At 68.3% G+C, this 16,014-nt stretch carries 15 protein-coding genes and 3 pseudogenes; 8 read left to right on the forward strand and 10 right to left on the reverse strand.

The annotated features are described in order from the left end of the window. Positions 1 to 7: 7 nt before the first annotated feature. The gene (locus tag ACLJQE_RS20595; protein WP_325151751.1) at positions 8 to 232 is read right to left on the reverse strand and encodes a hypothetical protein; all 225 of its coding nucleotides are present in this window, start codon (positions 230 to 232) and stop codon (positions 8 to 10) included. A gap of 223 nt (positions 233 to 455) precedes the next feature. On the opposite strand from ACLJQE_RS20595, the gene ACLJQE_RS20600 reads away from it, so the two are divergent. Beyond that, positions 456 to 1,199: a helix-turn-helix domain-containing protein gene (locus tag ACLJQE_RS20600; RefSeq protein ID WP_410640918.1), complete on the forward strand. Its 744-nt coding sequence runs from the start codon at positions 456 to 458 to the stop codon at positions 1,197 to 1,199. An 8-nt stretch (positions 1,200 to 1,207) separates the two neighbouring features. Further along, complete coding sequence (locus ACLJQE_RS20605; protein ID WP_410640919.1) at positions 1,208 to 1,678, forward strand: NUDIX hydrolase; 471 nt, start codon at positions 1,208 to 1,210, stop codon at positions 1,676 to 1,678. 16 nt (positions 1,679 to 1,694) lie between these two features. On the opposite strand, the gene ACLJQE_RS20610 is transcribed toward ACLJQE_RS20605, so the two are convergent. Next, the gene (locus ACLJQE_RS20610; protein WP_410640920.1) at positions 1,695 to 3,035 is read right to left on the reverse strand and encodes a HEPN domain-containing protein; all 1,341 of its coding nucleotides are present in this window, start codon (positions 3,033 to 3,035) and stop codon (positions 1,695 to 1,697) included. 103 nt (positions 3,036 to 3,138) lie between these two features. On the opposite strand from ACLJQE_RS20610, the pseudogene ACLJQE_RS20615 reads away from it, so the two are divergent. Together ACLJQE_RS20615 and ACLJQE_RS20620 are read left to right on the forward strand one after the other, a co-directional pair. Next, a pseudogene (locus ACLJQE_RS20615) lies at positions 3,139 to 3,513 on the forward strand (alpha/beta fold hydrolase); the annotation flags it as partial. Positions 3,514 to 3,614: 101 nt separating this feature from the next. After that, complete coding sequence (locus ACLJQE_RS20620) at positions 3,615 to 4,079, forward strand: alpha/beta fold hydrolase (RefSeq protein ID WP_410641157.1); 465 nt, start codon at positions 3,615 to 3,617, stop codon at positions 4,077 to 4,079. 3 nt (positions 4,080 to 4,082) lie between these two features. Here the strand turns inward: ACLJQE_RS20620 and ACLJQE_RS20625 are convergent, their stop codons facing one another. Then, complete coding sequence (locus tag ACLJQE_RS20625; protein ID WP_284742606.1) at positions 4,083 to 4,439, reverse strand: VOC family protein; 357 nt, start codon at positions 4,437 to 4,439, stop codon at positions 4,083 to 4,085. A gap of 173 nt (positions 4,440 to 4,612) precedes the next feature. Here ACLJQE_RS20625 and ACLJQE_RS20630 point away from each other — a divergent pair. Beyond that, positions 4,613 to 5,909 (forward strand): annotated as a pseudogene (locus tag ACLJQE_RS20630) (transposase). Positions 5,910 to 6,429: 520 nt separating this feature from the next. Next, on the forward strand, positions 6,430 to 6,801 hold the full coding sequence (locus ACLJQE_RS20635; protein ID WP_410640921.1) for a DUF742 domain-containing protein: 372 nt from the start codon (positions 6,430 to 6,432) through the stop codon (positions 6,799 to 6,801). Here the strand turns inward: ACLJQE_RS20635 and ACLJQE_RS20640 are convergent. Then, on the reverse strand, positions 6,788 to 7,618 hold the full coding sequence (locus ACLJQE_RS20640) for an alpha/beta fold hydrolase (protein ID WP_410640922.1): 831 nt from the start codon (positions 7,616 to 7,618) through the stop codon (positions 6,788 to 6,790). The genes ACLJQE_RS20635 and ACLJQE_RS20640 overlap by 14 nt on opposite strands. Before the next feature lie 63 nt (positions 7,619 to 7,681). Beyond that, a complete protein-coding gene (locus ACLJQE_RS20645) occupies positions 7,682 to 8,305 on the reverse strand; it encodes a TetR/AcrR family transcriptional regulator (RefSeq protein ID WP_410640923.1) in 624 nt (207 codons plus the stop codon). Between the two features lie 32 nt (positions 8,306 to 8,337). Here ACLJQE_RS20645 and ACLJQE_RS20650 point away from each other — a divergent pair, with 32 nt between their 5' ends. Next, on the forward strand, positions 8,338 to 9,198 hold the full coding sequence (locus ACLJQE_RS20650) for an SDR family NAD(P)-dependent oxidoreductase (protein WP_410640924.1): 861 nt from the start codon (positions 8,338 to 8,340) through the stop codon (positions 9,196 to 9,198). 13 nt (positions 9,199 to 9,211) lie between these two features. Here ACLJQE_RS20650 and ACLJQE_RS20655 read toward each other — a convergent pair whose 3' ends face one another. The 3 genes from ACLJQE_RS20655 to ACLJQE_RS20665 are packed head-to-tail and all read right to left on the reverse strand — an operon-like array spanning position 9,212 to position 11,555. Beyond that, a complete protein-coding gene (locus tag ACLJQE_RS20655) occupies positions 9,212 to 10,756 on the reverse strand; it encodes a WXG100 family type VII secretion target (RefSeq protein ID WP_410640925.1) in 1,545 nt (514 codons plus the stop codon). Next, positions 10,756 to 11,070, reverse strand: coding sequence for a hypothetical protein (locus tag ACLJQE_RS20660; protein ID WP_410640926.1), 315 nt, complete (start codon positions 11,068 to 11,070; stop codon positions 10,756 to 10,758). The genes ACLJQE_RS20655 and ACLJQE_RS20660 overlap by 1 nt, the downstream gene beginning before the upstream one ends. Then, on the reverse strand, positions 11,067 to 11,555 hold the full coding sequence (locus ACLJQE_RS20665; protein WP_410640927.1) for a YbaB/EbfC family nucleoid-associated protein: 489 nt from the start codon (positions 11,553 to 11,555) through the stop codon (positions 11,067 to 11,069). Before ACLJQE_RS20665 ends, ACLJQE_RS20660 begins: the two co-directional genes overlap by 4 nt. 141 nt (positions 11,556 to 11,696) lie before the next feature. Between ACLJQE_RS20665 and ACLJQE_RS20670 the strand changes: the two are divergent. Continuing rightward, positions 11,697 to 12,026 (forward strand): annotated as a pseudogene (locus ACLJQE_RS20670) (aldo/keto reductase); the annotation flags it as partial. Between the two features lie 31 nt (positions 12,027 to 12,057). On the opposite strand, the gene ACLJQE_RS20675 reads toward ACLJQE_RS20670, so the two are convergent. After that, on the reverse strand, positions 12,058 to 12,624 hold the full coding sequence (locus ACLJQE_RS20675; RefSeq protein ID WP_410640928.1) for a DinB family protein: 567 nt from the start codon (positions 12,622 to 12,624) through the stop codon (positions 12,058 to 12,060). 17 nt (positions 12,625 to 12,641) lie between these two features. Next, positions 12,642 to 15,917: a glucodextranase DOMON-like domain-containing protein gene (locus tag ACLJQE_RS20680; RefSeq protein WP_410640929.1), complete on the reverse strand. Its 3,276-nt coding sequence runs from the start codon at positions 15,915 to 15,917 to the stop codon at positions 12,642 to 12,644. Positions 15,918 to 16,014 lie beyond the last annotated feature (97 nt).

Genomic DNA, 16,014 nt, shown 5'->3' on the forward strand with positions numbered 1-16,014 from the left:
TTGCTTCTCAGTCAGTGACTTCCGGCGTCTGGTCGTCGACTCGTGCCGTCGAGTTCAGTGCGGCTCGCACCTCTTCGAGTTCCTTGCTCAGCACCGCAATGGCGTCCGAATCCACGAGCAGGACCACCGGGAACGCCTTGCCGAACCGGATCTCTGCCCGGTTCGCGTATGTGAGCGCCCGGACCCGGATGGGGAGGTCTGCCGTGACGTGGATCTGGACCGTGTCACGCATGCCGGTCGCGCCTACGCCGCAAGCCGGTCGAGTGCCCGTGTTCCCCCGCCACGCGACACGCTTCGAGTCGTCATGCCTGCCTTCCTCTCTTCGCCGCCGGGCGGACCCCGGCAATCTGCCCTCCAATCTCCGGCAAAGGCGGGACATGATCACCACGTGGCGGGACATCTCGGGACGTCCCTGGTACGGTCGAAGACGTCCCTAAAAGTCCCAAGGGGTGCTGATGCCGAACGAACGCCTGCGTGACGCGCTGCTGCGCAACGGCCTGACCTTGGAACAGGTCGCCAAGGCCGTCGGCGTCGACCAGAAGACCGTTGAACGCTGGATCACCAAGGGGCGCCTGCCGTACCCGAAGCATCGGCACAAGCTCGCGGCGATGGCGCGCGAGTCAGAGACGTACCTGTGGCCGGACTCGGTCGCACCGGAGCGCAAGGCCGAGACGGCGGCCGCCGAGGTCGTGCGGGTGTTTCCTCACCGCAACGCCATCCCGGTCGAGCTGTGGGACCGGCTGATCAAGGAGGCGTCGGAGACCGTTGAGGTACTGGTGCACGCCGCGCTGTTCCTGGTCGAGCGGCCGCGCTTCATCAAGGACCTGATGGCCAAGGCTGCGGCCGGCGCGAAGATCCGACTGGCGTTCGGTGACCCGGAGGGGGACAGCGTCGCGCTACGCGGCGAGGAGGAGCAGCTCGGAGACGGGACGCTTCCGGCGCGTATCCGCAACGCCCTTGCGTTCTACCGACCGTTGATCGGTGTGGAAGGCATCGAGATGCGATTCCACAACACGACGCTCTACAACTCGATCTTCCGGTTCGACGACGAGATGATCATCAATACGCACGTGTATGGGTTCCAGGGGGCACATGCCCCGTCACTCCATCTCAGGCGGCTTTCCGCCGGGGACCTCTTCGAGACGTACTCGGAGAGCTTCGAATCAGTCTGGAACCTCGCCAAGCCCGCCACCTTCTAGGAGGCAGCATGACCCGAGTCGACTACTACAACGACCCTAACGCCCCTAAGGCAAACAGCATCGCTGTGGCGGTGTCGGCATTCATACAGGATGGCGATGACCGCGTTCTAATGATCAGGCGCACGGACAACGACCTGTACTCCATCCCGGGGGGTCAGCTGGAACTAGGTGAGACTCTATCTCAAGCGGCGATCCGGGAGGTCCGCGAAGAAACAGGTATCGAGTGTGAGGTTACTGGGGTAATCGGCTTGTATTCAGATCCCAAACACGTTATCGCATACGACGACGGGGAAGTTCGCCAGGAGTTCTCCATCTGCTTTCGAGCTCGCTACTTAGGTGGCACTGAAGCTGTTAGTGATGAAAGCAAAGAAGTGCTGTGGGTTTCCCTGGAAGACCTGGCGAGTCTGCGAATCCATCCATCCATTCAGCTGAGGTTATCTCACGCGATGAATGTTGGTGACCCTCCATTCTTCACGTGATTCAGGTTGTGGGCGGCTACGGATATATCGTTGGTGCCAAGCGACTACTGATTTGTCTAAGTTGCTTATAGTCCATTTGCATCCATCTTAGCGAGTGGAACAACGCGTAGCTCACTTCCCATTCCTCGCCGACTCCGTCGAGCATGTGAGCGTAGCCGTTCCTTGCGTTTTTAACACGTTGAATCCACTCGGCTTCTCGCCCTGTGATTCCTGGTAGGGCTCCTTCTGTTAGTCTGATAAGTCTATTGAGTCTTTCCGGAAAGGTGCTCCGATCGAATTGCCCGAGCGCCTCTCTGGCCCTATTGGCAATCTCGTTGCCAAGCTCGTCTTCGATGGACTTGACGGCAATGCTCCGGGCTCGCCTGACTCGACTCCGGGGGATGACCTTTTTGTCGCCGTATTTCCTCCGGTCGAATCCTTCGGCGCAAGCTGCAAGCTGAAGAACTAAACTTTCGATGGCCTGATCGTCATTCGTCCCGAATGTTGAGTAGATAATGTTTGGAATTGGTGCGAAATCTGCCGCCTTTGCAATCCAATTCGCCACGCTTTCGATTCCTATGTCTGACAGGAGTAGAAATTCAAAGCCTGGATCGATCTCAGGCTGCTCTGCATCTGGCTTGATGGTGGGATGGTGAACACTGGATCGCTTCCCGTGGGGTTTGAAGGAAACATCAAGCTCTGTTAATTCACACTTTCTGCCAACCATTATTGTCATAAGGGACAGTGTTGGAAGTATGATGGACTCAAGTAGGATGCTAAGTGAATCTACCTTGAGGTCAGTGAAGCTTAACCATGCTCGATGCTTCATATGTATCTCCCTGCCTACTAGTGGCAGAATTGGAGATTGGAATTCGGTCTTGACTGTGCCGCGCCCCTCTAGGATATCGACAGACTTCGAGGCGGGTTGACGATACTCAAGTATCAATGGCTCTTCGCTGTGGTTGGTCAAATCCGTTAATCCGTCATCGTCAACCCATCTATCTAAGTGTGTGAATTGAATTGACGCATACTCGATTACGTCGCCCGGACTCACATGGCAACCTCTGATTGTCCACGCTCCACTAATTTCATGTGTTCCATTAAGCATCCCATCAGTGGAGTGCGGGTGATGAATACCGTTTGTCCGGCGCGATTTAGTGAAAGCATCCAGTATTGTAACCTTGCGTAGTCCTCCGACGGTTAGTTCGCCGTGAATAGTAAAAGATTCTTCCCTTGCGGGAACCCAGGGCGTGAGTTGCCCGCGGATCGTGACCGTGGGTCTTCCTGTCGAGAGGTCCAATACTCCTGGGAGGCGACGTTCAGGGGCATCTGCTAACCAGAAATCGCCCCAGTGTTGAGAATCCAGTTCTAGTGGCATATCTAGACCTTCGATGGGTGTTTGCCGAATTTGGCTCTATGGGATCAAGGCGCGCCGCCGTCGGCGGCGCGCACGTCACCACCCGTGCGGCGGGCCTGCCCTCATGCGACACGGACGGCCTGCCGCTCCGCTTCGGCCGCCGGTCGCCGGGCGGCCCGCCGGAGGGTCGGCCGCGTACGCGCGCCGCCGCGAGCTGGTTGATCCACTCGTCCCCATACGCCCACAGACGTCGCCGAGTCGATTGAACGGCGAAAATCTGCGCACTAAGCGGCCGGTTCTAGGGGTCTGCCCATCGCTTCCCGGTTACGGCTTCAGCGACAAGCCGGCCGCGCCGGGGTGGGGGATCGAGCGGATATCCGACGCGTGGTGCGAGCTGATGGCCCGGCTCGGCTACCGGCGGTTCGGCGCCCAGGGCAGCGACTGGGGCACCAGCATCGCCACGAGCATCGGTCAACGGCAACCCGATCGGGTCGCCGGCATCCATCTCATGCCGCCGCTCGCACCGCCCGATCCGGCCACGTTGGACGACCTCACCGGTGCCGAGCGGGCGGCGCTCGCGACACTGCGGGAGGCGGACGAATGGGCTCCGGATACTCGGCGCAGCAGTCGACCCGGCCGCAGACGGTCGGCTACGGGCTGGTCGACTCGCCGGCCGCCCTCTGCGCCTGGATCGTCGAGAAGTTCTGGTCGTGGACCGACTCCGGTGGCGACCTGCATCGGGTTATTACCCGGGATGAGCTGCTCGACAACCTGATGCTCTACTGGTTGCCCGGCACCGGTGCCTCATCCGCCCGGCTGTACTGGGAAAGCCTCCGGCAGGTCAACGAATGGATCTCCGGGTCGGCCGGCGCGCCGGTGACCGTACCCACCGGCTGTTCGGTCTTCCCCAAGGAGCTGCAGCGCCCGTCTCGGCGGTGGGCGGAGCGCCGGTTCCCGAACATCCGGTACTGGAACGAGCCCGGCAAGGGCGGCCACTTCGCGGCGTTCGAGCAGCCGGCGTTGTTCGTCGACGAGGTCCGGTCATTCTTCCGGCTGGTCCGCTGATGGTCACCCGTACTCGGTAAGCGGCTGGCTAAAGATCAACAAGTGCCCATCGGGTGTCCGTACGTTGAAGTCGCGCATCCCGTAGGGCCGGTCAGCCGGTGGCTCGACGATGTCGGCGCCGCGGGCGCGCAGCTCGTCGTGGCAGGAATCGACGTCGTCGACGACAACCGTCACCCTGGCCGGGCCGACACTGCTTTCGGCGTACAGGTGGAACTCGGCGGTGTCGCGGATCACGGCCGCGTAGCTAGGTGGGGTCTCCCAGGTGAATATGGTGTCGAATCCGAGCGCGTCCGTGAAGTACGACCGCGCTGCCTGCACATCTCGGCACGGCAGCACGGGAACCGCCACCCGCATGACCATTCCGTCACCTTACCTGACTTTGGCTCAAGATCGCTGATCTTGGGTAGGGTGCTGGCTGTTGAGCTGCGGTTTCGTCGTGTGAACGGCGAAAATCTGCGCACTAAGCGGCCGGTTCTAGGCTGTCTCTCGTGGCGTATGTGCGCACGGTGAAGACGGCGTCGGGGGCCAGGGCGGTGCAGATCGTGCACTCCTCGCGTCGCGGGTCGCGGGACATCGAGCACATCGGCTCGGCGCATGACGATGCGGCGTTGGAGGCGCTCAAGGCGGTGGCGAGGCAGCGTCTGGCTGTGGGGCAGCCCGAGCTCGACTTTGGCCCGGACTTCGCGGCGTTGCAGGCCGGCAGTGGTGCTGGTGGTGGGCCGCTTGCGATCACGTCGTCGCGGATGGGGTACCTGTGGGACGCGCTCGGCCACGCCTACCAGCTGTTGGGGTTCGAGGAGGCCGCTGGTGGTGACGAGGTGTTCCGATTACTGGTGCTGGCACGGATCTGGCGGCAGAAGTTGGCCGCGGCGTGCGCCCGCACCGCTGATCTGGGGCCGGCGTCACTGGTTCTCTACGATGTGTCCACATTGTACTTCGAGACCGATGCCGGGGACGGGGTCCGTGAGCCCGGGTTCTCCAAAGAACGCCGAGGGCAACCGGGGCGAGACCACTACGATGCTGCCGACCATCCGTGCGTTCATGGATGCCCACCAGCTGGCTGATGTCACGGTCGTGGCCGACGCGGGCATGATCTCTGCGGCCAACCAGCAGGCCATCGAGGCCGCGGGGTTGTCGTTCATCCTCGGCGCGCGGATACCCGACGTGCCGTACGTGGTCCAGGCGTGGCGCCACGAGCACCCGGATGAGCAGATCCCCGACGGGCACATCTTCACCCAGCCCTGGCCTGCCGGCCCCAAGGACCAGCGCCGCGACCAGATCATCTACTACCAGTACCGGGCGGACCGGGCTCGGCGCACCCTGCACGGCATCGACGAACAGGTCGCCAAGGCCGAGCAGGCCGTCGCCGGCAAGACCGCGGTCAAACGCAACCGGTTCATCCAGCTCACCGGCGCCACCAAGAGTGTCAACCGGACCCTGGAAGCCAAGGCACGCGCCCTTGCCGGCCTCAAAGGCTACGTCACCAACCTCCCGGACGTCACCGCCGAGTTCGTGATCGACGCCTACCACCGACTGTTCCACATCGAGAAGTCGTTCCGAATGTCTAAACACGACCTACGTGCGCGGCCGATCTACCACCACAAGCGCGAGTCGATCGACGCGCACCTGACGGTCGTGTTCGCCGCCCTGGCCGTCAGCAGGTGGATCGAGCAGACCACCGGCTGGTCGATCAAGAAGTTCGTGCGCACCACCCGCCGCTACCGCGCCATCAACATCCAGGCCGGCGAGCACACCCTCACCGCCGTCGACCCGCTACCCGACGACCTCCGCGATGCCCTCACCCGCATCCACGACCGCGGTGCGCACTAATTTGAGCCAAGTCAGGTAACAGCAGCGGGGACGAGGAAGACGGGGGAGGGCTGCCACCAGGCCAGACAGACACAGCGGCGGCAGAAAGCCAGGCCGTCTACAGGCCGTCAGACGTCCAGACAGGCCCGGACGCGACCGGACCCAACAGGCGCAAGAGAGCAGGTCAGAGGCGGTGTGCCCAAGAACGTCCCCAGGCCCACTGACCGCCTGGATAGTTCAGGAACAAGAAGCCCATCCGGCTCTGACCTGCCTCCGCGCGGGCGTCGCCGAGGTCCGGTACGAGTTCACCGTCGGCTGGTGGCGTCGGCGGCTGGCCCGTGTCCGGCGGGTTCGAAGCCGGTGGAGTTGTCAGACTCTGATAATCCGGGGGGATGACCTTCCTCCCTCAGGGTGGTGTCGTTCAACGGTGTCGCACTGACCTGCAGTTTACCTTCCGTTAGCCTGTTCGGTCGATTGCGGGAGAGTCGATCACGGTGTGGAATAATCGCCTACAAGGATTAATCGCCGTGAGGAGCTGGCTGTGCACTGGGGGACCGCGCTCGACGACGGAGGGGCTGCGGGACTCGTCCGCCCGTACTTCCGGACCCATGGCCGGACGCGACCGACGCGGGATCTTCCCGTCGAGACGCTCGTCTCGACCACTGCGCGCGGGCGGGCCATGACGCGGGGGAGTACGGCGGAAGAGTCGGAAATTTGCGTGCTGTGCACTACTTCGCAGTCGGTGGCCGAGGTGGCTGCTCGGCGGCGGCTGCCGCTCGGGGTAGCGCGGGTTCTGCTCTCCGACCTCGCCGACCGCGGTCTCGTTGCCGTGCACACCGCGAAGCGGGGCAACGGCAACCGGCCGAACATGGACCTGATGAAGCGCATCCTCCACGGCCTCAGCCGGCTGTGAACTCCCGGACCAGCCGGGCGAACTCCGCCGGCTGGTCGAGTGGCAGCAGCGTGTAGCTGTCGGCCACCTCGGCAAGCTTTCCCTTGGGCAGCAGGGCAGCCAGCCGCCGGCCGTGATCGAGGGGCATCACGCGGTCCTCGGTGGCCCAGATGACCAGTGCCGGCCGGTCGAAGGCCGGCAGCCGCTCGGCCGCTTCCAGCAGGATGCCCGGTGCGGCGGCGGCCGCCCGCAGGACGTGAATCGTGTCGCGGCGGATGCCGGCCTGGCTCAGCAGCGGCCGGAGCCAGCGGGCGGTGGCCGCGTCCCCGCGCTTCGTCAGCCAGCCGAACGTGAACGGGAGCCGGCGCATCGCTCGCAGCCGCAGCTGCTGCATGAACGCCCCGAACAGGCGCGGTGGGAGTTTCCCGGTCAGGAACAGCGCTTTGCCCGTGAGGCCGGGCGGGAAGTTGTCGAACGCGTCGCACGACGCGAGCACCACGCGGCCGATCCGCGGCGCGCCGTCCGCCATGAGCAGCTGCACCAGCGCGCCCCCGGTGTCGACGCCGACCAGGGTGACGTCCCGCAGATCGAGCCGCTCGAGGAACTCCGCGAGCAGCCGGGCGAGGCCGGGCAGCGACAGATCGGCGTCGTCCCGCATCGGGTGCCGGTGCGCGCCCAGCGGCAGGGTCGGGACGACGCAGCGACGGCCGTCCAGGCCGGCTACCGGGCCGTCCCAGAGCGAACCGTCCATCAGGAGGCCGTGGACGAAGACGACGGCAGGACCTTCCCCGCCCGTGTCGGTGTACTCGACAGTGCCCGCGGACAGCTCGATCTGCATTCATGCCTCCCCGGTGAAGTCCCCGAACAGAAGTGAACCACGTGGTTCGCAAACTGTCGAGGATCAGGGCGCCGCTTCCTCCCGCTCGACCGCCCGCAGCAACGCCGCGACCCCGGCCTCCGCGCCGTCGCCGTCCGGGCTGGTCAGCAGGTCCACGAGAAAACCGCGCAGCGTGGCAAGGATCATTTCGGCGACCTCGAGCTTGCGCTGCTCCGGCCAGTGCGGCGGGCAGAACGACACCAGCGTCGGCAGGTACTGCTGGGACGCGCCCCGGCCGAGCGCGGCGTACCGGCCCGGGTCGTACATCGCCAGGCCCATCGCCTGGTCGAGGACGCGGCGCAGCTGCGTTTCCTCGTCGCGGAGGCTGGCCCAGGCCGCCCGGACGACGCCCGTGAGCGTCGGCGACTCCGTCGCGACAGCCGCCAGCGCGTTGCCGATCCGCCGTTCGCGCAGCGCGAAGACCACCTGCCGCAGCAGGTCCTCGGTGCCTTCGAAGTGGTAGAGCAGCACCTTGTGCGTCGTCCCGGCCGCGCGCGCGGCGCGTCGCAGCGAGAAGTCGACGAGCCCGTTCTCGGCAACGTCGTCGGTGATCTTCGCCAGCAGCTCCCGGCGCCGGGCCTCCCCGCGGGGTGACCCGGCCGACCGCCGGTAACCCGCCCGAGCCCGTTCGTCGGTAGCGTTGTCCACGGCGGACAGTTTGGCACGCGGGGAGGGCGGCGGTGCGGGTACTGGTGACCGGGGGCAACGCGGGAATCGGGTACTTCGCCGCCGAGCAGCTGGCCGCGCGGGGCGCGGAGGTCGTGATCGGCAGCCGCGACCCGGTCAAGGCGCAGGCCGCCATCCAGTCGATTCGCTCGCGGATCGCCGGGGCGAAGGTGGGGCACGTGCGGCTGGACCTGGCCGACCTCGGCTCGCTCGACCCGGACGTGGGGGAGCTGGACGCCGTCCTGTGCAACGCCGGTGTCGCGCTCGACGCGCCGCCGCGGCGGGAAACGCCGGACGGGCACGAGCTGATGTTCGGCACCAACCACCTCGGCCACTTCGTGCTGGTCGCGCGGCTGCTGCCGGTGCTGACGCCGGCCGCGCGGATCGTCACCACGGGCAGCTTCGCGGCGAAGTCGGCCAGCCTCGACTTCGCCGACCTGCAGAGCGAGCGCGACTACCGGCCGAAACGTGCCTACGAGCGGTCCAAGCTGGCCCAGATGCTGTTCGCGCTCGAACTCGACCGGCGGCTGCGGGCGGCGGGCTCACGGCGGGTCAGCGTCCTCGCCCACCCCGGTGGCGCGCTCGACTCGCTGACGCCGTCACGGCCGCCGGTGCACACCCGCACGGCCGGCGCGTGGCTGCGCGGGCTCCCGGCCCGGGTGGTGTTGCACGGCAAGGACGCCGGGGCACGGCCCGCGGTGCGCGTGATCCTCGGCCCGGACGTCGAGGGCGGTCAGCTGTGGGGCCCGCGCGTGTTCGGCCTGCGCGGCCGCCCGCGGCTCGAGCGCCGGTGGGCCAACCTGACCGACGACGCGGCCGCCGCGCGGCTGTGGGCCGAAAGCGTGGCGCTGACCGGCGTGGAGCCGCTCGGCTAGTTCTTTTGCAGGGCTAGGAGTCGTCGTCTCCGCCGGTGACGTTGCCGACGCTGGCGGGCACGCCCTTGATCATGTCGACGACGGTCTTGCCGGCCAGACCCGACTTGCCGAACCACGGGTCGGTCATGACCTTGACGGCCGACTCGAACTTTTCCGCGCCTTCCTTGCCGAACAGCTTGCCGAGCTCGTGCACGGAGAAGTTGCTGATCTTGTCGAACTTCTGCATGATCTCGGGCGTTACACCGTCCATTTGGGACAGTTTGGTCTTGATGGCGTCGGTCATCTGGTCGGTGAACGGCTTGTGCGGCTTGGGGGCCGGGTCCGGAGTGGACTGCGTGGTGTCCGGCTTCGGCTCGGGTGTGGTGTCGGGCTTGGGTTCCGGTGTGGTGTCCGGTTTGGGCTCGGGCTTGGGCTCCGGAGTTGCCGAGGAAGGGGTCGTGTCGGGCTTGGGTTCCGGTTTCGGCTCGGGCGTGGTGTCCGGTTTGGGTTTGGGTTCGGGTTTCGGTTCCGGGGTGGCCGAGGAGGACGAGGGTGCCGGTTCCGGTTTCGGCTCGGGCTTGGGCTCGGGCGTGGTGTCGGGTTTGGGGTCCGGGGTGGCCGAGGGTGCCGGTTCCGGTTTCGGCTCGGGCTTGGGCTCGGGCGTGGTGTCCGGTTTGGGCTCGGGCTTGGGGTCCGGGGTCGCCGAGGAGGGGGTGGTGTCGGGCTTGGGTTCCGGCTTCGGCGCCGGCGCCGGCGTGGTGTCCGGCTTCGGCGTGGGCGTCGGGGTCAGGCTGCTCGCCGGGGGCTTGGCCGCCGCCAGGTCGTCGCCCGCTTTGCCCATCTTCGTCAGCGCCTGCAGCAGGTCGCCCAGCTTCTTGGCCAGCTGGGCCAGCTTGGCGCCGATCTTGCCCAGTGCCGTCGCCACCATGCCGATCGTCGTGCCGATGAAGATGGCGATCGACGCCCCGAAACTCACCGGGGCCAGTGCCGCTGCGATCAGGGCGCCCTTGATGATCGTCGCCAGCAGCATCGCGATCAGGTCGCGGAGGATGCCGCGGAACGCGCCGACGATACCGCCGGCGATCTTCATGTTCTTGCCGGCCTGGTCGAGGTAGCCGCCGAGGGAGGCCAGCTGCTCGGTGACCGCGTCCATGTCCTTCTTGAACTGGTCCGCGGCCTGCCCGCTCCACTCCTTCAGCAGCGTGTCGAGCGCCTGCTGGTGGTCGGCCGACCACTGCTCCAGCTTCTTCTTCTCCGCCGTCAGCGCTTCGCTGGCCGCCGCGATGCCGATCGGGTCGCCCATCAGGATGTCCAGCGGCCACCGCAGGATCGTGATGTGCTCGATGAGCCAGCCGATCCCGGCCGTCAGCAGGCTGCCGATCGGGTCCAGCACGAGACCGATGGTCTCCAGCGCCATGCCCGCCGAGCCGATGCCGATGGCGACCTGGTCGTTCTCCTTGACGGCCTTGTCCAGACCGGTCGCCGCCTCGAAGAAGCCCGCTCCGGCCGACCGGTTGTCGTCGTTGAACAGTTCCGAACCGTGGAGGCTGACGTCCTTGCTCTGGTAGTCGTCGCCCACTATTCGAACCTCACGATCGAGTTCACGGCGTCTTCCTCGCCCGACTGGTAGCGCTTCGCCGCCTCGGCGACCTTGTCGGCGAGCTCGCCGACGGTCTTGGCGTACTCGCCGAACTGGTGGTGCGCCTTGTCGGTCCAGGTGCTCGCGCCGGCGGCCATCAGCTGGCACGCCGGGTTGATCCCGAACATGCCCGGGTCGCACACCATGCCGCCGACCAGGTCCGCGGTGCTCTGCAGGTTCTTCTGCAGCTCGTCCAGGTGCTTGCCGAAGTTCACCAGCGGCTCCGAAGAGACGCGGAAGCCGCCGCCGGTCACCAGGGGTTCGATTCGTCGTCGGGACGTTCGGCGGCCGCGGGACGGCGCCGCGGCGCGGACGGCGGAGCAGGCGGCGGAGGCGGTGGGGTGGGCTCGGCGCTGTCCGGGGCGGCGAAGTCCCCGTCCGGCGGCGGGTCCGGCGGCAGGAAGGACCGGACCATTTCGGTCGACTCGCCGTCGCCGTTGATGGTGGCGAAGGAATCCGCGACGGCGCGGGCGGTCTGCCGCTGCGCGTCGCGCACCGCCCCCATGATCGCCGCGGTCAGCCGCGCCGGGCCCAGTTCGCACGCCCGGTGCCCGAGCTCGAGGTTCGTGAGCGCGCCGTTCGGGGCGAGCGTCACGGTCACCGAGCCGTCGCGGGTGCGGACCGTCGCCCCGGCCGAAGAAAGTGCCTCGTTCAGCGCCGCGGCCTTCGACTGCATCTCCCGGACCTGCCGTTCGAGCAGGAGCTGGAAGTCTTCGCCTGGCCCCAGGTTCGGTTGCACGAAATCGACTCCTCGACGCGCCGGCCCGCTCGGCCGGATCCCATGAGCGGCAGGTTAGCGCACCCCGGACGGCCGTCCGGCGAGAGCCGGGAGTGTGCCTGGTTGTTCCTCCGATGATGCCCTCGAACACCCGGTGCGGGTTTGCCCCGGACCGCGCTCCAGGAGCTGGTCGGCGAATTCCTCCGCGACGTCGGCCGCGACGACGTCGTGCTCGCCACGAAGGACTCCGGGCCCGGCTTCAGCGGCGGTGCGCCGCGCTCCGACCCGCGCCGGTGCAGCAACGGGCGCAAGAACACGATCGCCTCGCTGGAGGCGTCGCTGCGGCGGCTGCGCGTCGACCACGTCGACCTGTACTGGCTGCACATCTGGGACGGCTTCACCCCGGCCGAAGAGGTGGTGGCGGCGTTCGGCGACCTCGTGCGCGCCGGGAAGGTCCGGGCGGTGGGGCTCAGCGACGTCCCTGCCGGGCTGACGTCTGCGGCGGCAGTGTCCATAGTGGACGTCAGTGGCCGGCGGCGGCGCGGGCGGCCCGCTCGACCTCCGCGTGCCGGGCCGCCCAGAACTCCGCGTCGCGGTGTCCGTCGGTGGCGAGCGAGCCGTCGAGCTGTTCACGCAGGACGTCGGCGTGCCCGGCGTGGCGGCTGGTCTCGGTGAGCACGTGCACCAGGACGTTGAACAGCAGTACGTCCGGGCGGGGCCACCAGGGCACGTGGCCCGGGGTGTCGACGGCGAGCGCGGTGATCGTGGCGTCGGAGTGTGCCCACACCCGCCGGTACCGGTCGATGATTTCGGCGCGCGTCTCGTGTTCGGTCGCCCACATGTCCGTGCCGCGTGCCCCGAGGTCGTCCCACCGGGGCATCGGCTCGGGGAACGGCCGGCCGAAGATGTCGCCGAAGTACCGGGCTTCGCTCAAGGTCAGGTGCTTGACGAGACCGAGCAGGTTGGTGCCGGTCGCGGTCAGGGGACGGCGGGCGTCGTACTCGCCGAGCCCGTCGAGTTTCCCGACCAGCTCTTCGCGGACTTCGCGCAAGTCTCCGTGCAGGTAGTTCTTCGCGAACTCGTCGATCATGACGCCAGCCTGCCAGATCAGCCCACGGGCACGCCGCGCACCGCGACCGGCCCGAGGGTCGGGTCCAGCTCCACCTTCTGGTCCACTCCGGACGGCGTCAGCACGTCGAACGCCTTCGGGGCGGTCGCCGGATCCGCGGTGCAGACCGGTGCCGTCCCGCCGGCCGCACAGAGACCGAACGTGTACTGGCCCGCCGTCGGCGTGAACGGCCGGGCCTGGTCGGGGGAATTGCCGTCCTGCCCGGTGAGCACCACGGCGAACGTCCAGCCCGGCCCCGGCGTTCCGAAGGCCGCCTTCGCCACGCTGACCGTGATGTACCGCGTGGCCTGCGAAGCCTGCACGGACGGCGTGGCAAGCGATGCGCCCGAAGCGTCGACGAGCGCCGGCTCGGCGAAGCCCTGGACCTCGATGCGCCGGCTCCACGCGTCCTGCGGCGCGATCGTGTACGCCCGGCTCGGGAACGGCGCCGCGGTCGACGTCGCCGTCGCGGCCGGGTCGTGCCCGTAGATCGTCAGCAGCTGGGCGCCCAGCGGCGAGCCGAACGTCGGCGACAGGTCGCGGATCTGCGCCCGGAACACCAGGTTGGTGCCGGAATCGATGACCTGGAACCGCTGCAGGTCGAACGCACCCGCGTGGAAGTCGCCCGCCGTCGGGTACGTGTACGTGCCGGGGCCGTTGTCGTCGCCGTCCGGGTCCGTGGTGTCCAGCAACACGGTGCCGGTGACGAAGTCCGAGCTGATCGTCTTCTGCGCGTACCCGGTGCCCGCACCCGTCGCGGCCGCCGTGACGACGTTCGCGCCGAGCGGCGTCGGCACCGTCGCGCTGAACGTCCCCGCCGCCGAAGCCCGGGTCGACAGCACCGTCGTCGTCCCGGCATCGGTGGCCGAGACGGCGAGGTCGACGCGGCTGCCGGCGGGTGCGGTGCCGGTGACCGCCGCGGTCGCCGTGGAGACCGACGCGGGCGCGTCGAGCGTCACCGCCAGCGCCGCGGGCGGCGCGTGCGAGACGTACCGCGAGCGGACCTCGGCGGGCTGCTCGGGGAGCCGTCCGTCGTCGAGGGCCCTGGCCAGCCGCACCGACTGCGCCTGGGCCCAGCTCAGCGGCGCCACCGAGCCGACGGACTGCCCCGGCGTGAAGCCGATCGACGCCGTCTTGGGGTCCGTGCCGTACGGCGACGCGGGCAGCGCCGGGTTTTCCCAGATCTGTTCGGGGATCAGGCCCGTGCCGCCGGTCTGCGCCCGCATCGCGCGCAGCAGTGCCGCCGCGCCGGCCCGGTCGCCGGTCTGCACGGCCTGCTCGCCGCGTTCGCCGGCGAGCACCGGCCACAGGTGCCCGGACCCGCTGTTCGTCGACGGCCAGGGAGCGCCGGTCGGGCCGCAGTTCGTCGGGTCCGGCTCGTAGCAGTCGCCGTAGCCGTCCTCGCTGCCCGGCGCCGACGTCCCGTAGCGGTACCAGCCCGGCCCGGCCGGGGTGTCCCGCTTGATCACGCGGTCCACGACGGCGAGCGACGCGGCGACGTCCGGGTCGTTCGCGGGCAGCACGCCCAGGCGCGTCAGCTCGAGGAACCCGGCGTCGACGACCGCCCGCTGGTCGGCGTCGACCGAGCCGTTGCCCAGGTTGTAGAACCACTCGGAGTCCGGGTCGCCGTTCTTGGTCAGCCGCAGGAAGTACCGGCCGCCGTACGGCCCGTTCCGCGTCACCGTCCAGCCCTTGACGCTGCGCTGGAAGTGGTCGGCGGTGGCGCGGTAGACGTTCGCGCGCGCCGGGTCGCCGTTGCGGTCGGCGATCACGCCGGCGGCGACGAGCCCGGCGATCTCCGCGGCGATCGTCGAGGGGGAGTAGCCGCCCTGCTCTTCCCAGCGCTCCGAGCCGAAGGCCGGCCCGTGCGCGACGACGAAGTCCGCGGCCGCGCGGATGTGCTCGGTGTAGAGCGTGCGGTCGCGGTCGAGCCCGGCCTGCAGCGCCATCAGGATTGGGTACGCGCTCTCGTCGAGCTGGTCACCGCCGGAGTCGGGCGCCTTCTTGCCGTTGAGCAGCGAGTTGCGCGGGAACCGGCCGTCCGGTTGCTGCTGACGCGTGAACAGCCACCGGACGCTCGCCCGCGCCGTCTCGCGATCGCCGGCGGCCAGCAGACCGGAGAAGCTTTCGTAGAGGTCACGGGCGAAGATCTCGCGGTAGGAGCCGAAGTAGACCGGTTTGCCGCCGGGCGCGTCGCCCGCGGACACCGCCTGGCCCCACGGGCTGCCGAGCGAGGCGACGACCGCGCCCGGGAAAGTCTTGTCCTCACTGGCCTTCAGCACGTTGACGGAGTGGTAGTACGCGTCGGAATCCCTGCCCCGCACCGGGATCAGCCCGTCGTCGTAGGCACGCCACTGGCGCGCGTACTCGCGGTAGCTCTGGTCGAACGGCGTGCGCAGGCTCGCGCCGGCCGTGGCGACGGCGGCCCGGGCGTCCGCGCCGAACCCGAGCGCCAGCACGGCCGGGCGGCGCGGCTGGAGGTCCAGCTGCGCGGTCTGGACGACGTTGCCGTTCACCGCTGACGGCGTGGTGCCGGTGAGCCGGTGGTCGCGGTCGAGCTGGGCCAGCCCGTCGCCGGCGGTGCCCGCGAAGCCGCTGCCGGTGGCCAGGAACCGGCGGTCGGCGCGCAGCGCGGCGGCCAGCGGCGTGCCGTAGTCGCGGGCCGGCGCGCTGGACACCGTGGTGGTGTCGGCGCTGACCAGCGCGGACGTCGCCGCGTCGACGGTGGCGGTGTCGCCGCCGCCGTTGGCCGGGCCGCCCCCGCCGTGGCCGTTGACGCTCGCGTCGAACCGCACGTACACCTTCAGGTCCCGGCCGGAGTCCCGCAGCGGCTCCAGCCGGGTGCGGATGAGCACGCCGGTCCGGGCGGGGTCGGCCAGGTACTCGGTGACCAGCCGGTACCGGCCGCTGCGCGGGGTCGACGTCACCTCGCACGCCATCCCGCCCGCGCTCGTGCGGACCGTGTAGGTCATGTCCCGCGCCTGCAGGTCGGTGAAGCTGCGTCCGTCGGTGACGGCGAACTGCAGTGTCTCGACGTTCGTGTTGTCGATCACCGGCGCGTAGACGTCGGACAGCACGCCGTTCGCCACGGTGAACCACGCCTTGCTCGCCGTGTTCCGCGCGGTGCCCAGGCAGTCCTTGCGAGCCAGGCCGAAGTGCGAGACGGCGCCCGGTCCCGGCGCCGCGGCGGCTGCATGGGCTGTGTTGGATACAGCGGGCAGGAGGGTCGCGGCCAGCACCGCGCACAGCACCACGGACGACGTCGACCGAATCATCCGCCCATCCGATCACGACGGCCCGGGGGCGCACCAGGTCCGAACGGCGCCAGGAAAGCCCATTACCGGTGATTGAGAATCCGAACTCGTGGGTAGC

The organism is Amycolatopsis sp. lyj-346 (assembly GCF_046548975.1).
Taxonomy (GTDB): Bacteria; Actinomycetota; Actinomycetes; order Mycobacteriales; family Pseudonocardiaceae; genus Amycolatopsis.

What these genes read in the sequence shown, in the direction of transcription:
- ACLJQE_RS20595 (WP_325151751.1), bottom strand. Translation starts at nt 232, where the DNA reads ATGCGTGACACGGTCCAGATCCACGTCACGGCAGACCTCCCCATCCGG.
- ACLJQE_RS20600 (WP_410640918.1), top strand. Translation starts at nt 456, where the DNA reads ATGCCGAACGAACGCCTGCGTGACGCGCTGCTGCGCAACGGCCTGACC.
- ACLJQE_RS20605 (WP_410640919.1), top strand. Translation starts at nt 1,208, where the DNA reads ATGACCCGAGTCGACTACTACAACGACCCTAACGCCCCTAAGGCAAAC.
- ACLJQE_RS20610 (WP_410640920.1), bottom strand. Translation starts at nt 3,035, where the DNA reads ATGCCACTAGAACTGGATTCTCAACACTGGGGCGATTTCTGGTTAGCA.
- ACLJQE_RS20620 (WP_410641157.1), top strand. Translation starts at nt 3,615, where the DNA reads ATGGGCTCCGGATACTCGGCGCAGCAGTCGACCCGGCCGCAGACGGTC.
- ACLJQE_RS20625 (WP_284742606.1), bottom strand. Translation starts at nt 4,439, where the DNA reads ATGGTCATGCGGGTGGCGGTTCCCGTGCTGCCGTGCCGAGATGTGCAG.
- ACLJQE_RS20640 (WP_410640922.1), bottom strand. Translation starts at nt 7,618, where the DNA reads ATGCAGATCGAGCTGTCCGCGGGCACTGTCGAGTACACCGACACGGGC.
- ACLJQE_RS20675 (WP_410640928.1), bottom strand. Translation starts at nt 12,624, where the DNA reads ATGATCGACGAGTTCGCGAAGAACTACCTGCACGGAGACTTGCGCGAA.
- ACLJQE_RS20680 (WP_410640929.1), bottom strand. Translation starts at nt 15,917, where the DNA reads ATGATTCGGTCGACGTCGTCCGTGGTGCTGTGCGCGGTGCTGGCCGCG.